Raw genomic sequence first — 2596 nt, forward strand, 5'->3', positions numbered from 1 at the left:
CACGACAGCGAACCCGCCGTCAGTGCGGACAGGGTCAACGGCAAATCAGTCGTCAGTGTCAGGGATTCGGCCAGCAGGGCCCCGGCGGTCCGTTCACCGACCGTCAGGGCGCACGCGACCTCGGCCACGACCGCCATCTCCTGGGCCCGATCAGAGACATCAGGAGCCGCCAGAGCCTGGGCCGTGCCTGCGTAGCCCGCCGCTGCGTGGACGGTGACGGCGGCGACCTGCGCATTGATCCGAGTAGTCAGGGCCAGCGTATCCAGCCAGCCGTCAGCCTCCCGGCGCAACGGATCACCATCAGCACACCTGGCGGCCCCGGCAGAATCAGCAGACCCCACCAGCCCGGCGGAATCATCAGCGGACCCTGTGAGCCCGACAGAGTCCGCGGTCCCGGGACACCTAGCGGACCCCGTGAGGCCGCCAGGCCCCGCCAGCCCAGCAGAATCCGCGCCACGCCTGGCAGCAGCGAGCAGCAAGGCGGCGGAGGCACAAACAGCCTCCGCCGCCTCAACCACTGCCCTGTTTCCCATACCCACATCATCCCGCCGGGCACTGACAAAAACCCCGAAGCTACAGGCCTATGTGGATAACCTGCGGCTGTGGATAACCCTGCGGCCACGCCAAGTAGCCTTTAGGAACCTGCCCGCGCGGGCTCGGCAGATTCTCCTGAGTCAGACTCTGCTCCTGAGTCAGACTCCTTCTGCCACGGCCAGCGGCCGGTGATTTCGAGCTCCAGCGAGAAGCTCAGGAAGGTTCGGATCAGCACGATAATGGCCAGCACGCCCACGCTCTCGAAGGTGGGCGTTACTGCGACTGTGCGGATGATGTCGGCCGCCACGAGAAGCTCAAGGCCCAACAGGATGGACCGCCCCAGCAGTTGCCGATAGGCGCGGTAGACGGTCAGTTTCTCAGCCCCGGCGGGGAGCTTGCGTGGCTGATAGCCGCGCACAGCCATGGGAATGGAGACAATGGCGCCGATGACCATCACGGCCACCCCGGCGAAGTCCATGTATTTGCCCACGGCCTCAATGATGTGCTGGAAATCCACCGTGCTCCTCGTCTGCCAGGATCAGTACTCTGCCTTGCCCCAGCCTACGGGTGGCGGACTCCGGTGCCGGCCAAGACTTCCCGGTAGCCTTCGCGGAAGGACGGGAAAGCGAAGGTGAAGCCTGTCCCGCGGAGCAGGGCGTTGCTCACCCGCTTGTTACCGCCACGGGCCTCGCCGGCCGGACCAACAGGAGGTTCCGGATAATCCATCTCAGCGGCCAGGAAGCGAAGTACATCTCCCATGTCCGCGGGATCGTCGTCCACCCCTATGTATACCGGTGCAGGCATGGACTCCATGGTGGTGAGGTGGACGATCGCTGCCGCAGCATCGTCCCGGTGGATCCGGTTGGTGTAACGCGGTTCATCGGGAATCACCGCGGCCCCGCCGCGGACCTGATCAATAAGCCTGGTTCGCCCAGGACCGTAAATCCCGCCCAGCCGGAGAATGACCGGCGCGGACTCGGTGCCGCGCAACCGCGAGAGCAGGAGATCCTCCGCCTCCCGGATGATGCGCCCCGAGAAACCGCCAGGTGCCGGCGTCGTACTTTCATCCACCCAGCCGCCGGCGGCGTCGCCGTAGACGGCAGTAGAGGACACGAACAGCACCCGCCGCGGCCACACGCCGTCGCGCACCAACGCGTCCAGGACGTGCGAAAGCCCGTCCACGTAGGCAGCCCGGTAGGCCGCCTCGGTGGGTGAGTCTGCCGCCACGGCGACGACGACGGCGGTGGTGTCCGCCGGAATGGCCGGGAGGTCGGCGGAACTCAAATCAGCCGGAACGCCTTCTATGGCGGCCGGCAGCTTCTCGGGGGAGCGGCGCCAGCCAACGACGCGATGGCCGAGGGCAGCAAAGCGCAGGCCCGCCTCGGTGCCTAAATCGCCGCAGCCGGCCAGGAGAATGCTCACGTGGTCAGGGTGCCTGGACCGGGAAGAACACGCGGGGATCCTGCAGGAGTGCCGGGTAATCGAACGCGGACCGGTCAATCACCTCGGTGACCGTGAAGTTGCGGCCGAAGCGGCCGTCGTCGAGCGTGATGGGCCTGCCCACCACCTGGCCGACAGCGAACTTGGCGCCGTCCTCGAACATGACCGCCACGGCTGTCTTGCCCGGCAGGGTAGCGAAGGCGTTCTCCTGGGCCTGGCGCTTCCGCGTAGGTTTTTTCACCTGCTGTTTGGGAGGAAGCTTGCGGGGCTGCTTGGACGGGCGGCGCGATCCGTCGTCGACGTAGACGGGGGAGTAGCCGTCCGGTTCGACCGCGACGGGAGTCACAGCGCGGCCGCGGACCGGCGGCAGAGCCACAGTGTCCAACGTTTGGGGATCGATCTCGGCGTGGGGGTCGCGGAGGATCCAGAGGACATCGCCCTCTGGTTCCGCGGGATAGAACTCGTGCTTGGGCTCGGGCCAAAGGTAGTCGAGGTCCACGTCAGCGTCCGGAAATACTTCCTTGTAGAACTTCGGTTCCTTGTGGACCAGCTTGGCCCGGTGGCTCAGGTGGAAGTCCGGATTTCCGAGCCATTCCGGCATGGGGATTTTGGCGGCGTAATC

3 protein-coding genes and 1 pseudogene are annotated in these 2596 nt (G+C 66.2%); all 4 read right to left on the reverse strand.

Annotated features, from left to right (window positions below):
• Window positions 1–290 (reverse strand): annotated as a pseudogene (locus tag DBR22_RS11115) (HNH endonuclease signature motif containing protein); the annotation flags it as partial.
• A 344-nt stretch (window positions 291–634) separates the two neighbouring features.
• Complete coding sequence (locus DBR22_RS11120) at window positions 635–1051, reverse strand: DUF1622 domain-containing protein (protein WP_108599065.1); 417 nt, start codon at window positions 1049–1051, stop codon at window positions 635–637.
• Between the two features lie 44 nt (window positions 1052–1095).
• Window positions 1096–1956, reverse strand: coding sequence for an SDR family oxidoreductase (locus DBR22_RS11125; RefSeq protein WP_108599066.1), 861 nt, complete (start codon window positions 1954–1956; stop codon window positions 1096–1098).
• A 4-nt stretch (window positions 1957–1960) separates the two neighbouring features.
• A partial coding sequence (locus DBR22_RS11130; RefSeq protein ID WP_108599067.1) for a hypothetical protein occupies window positions 1961–2596 on the reverse strand: 636 nt, incomplete at its 5' end.

The organism is Arthrobacter sp. HMWF013 (assembly GCF_003061105.1).
In the GTDB taxonomy this organism is placed as follows: domain Bacteria; phylum Actinomycetota; class Actinomycetes; order Actinomycetales; family Micrococcaceae; genus Arthrobacter.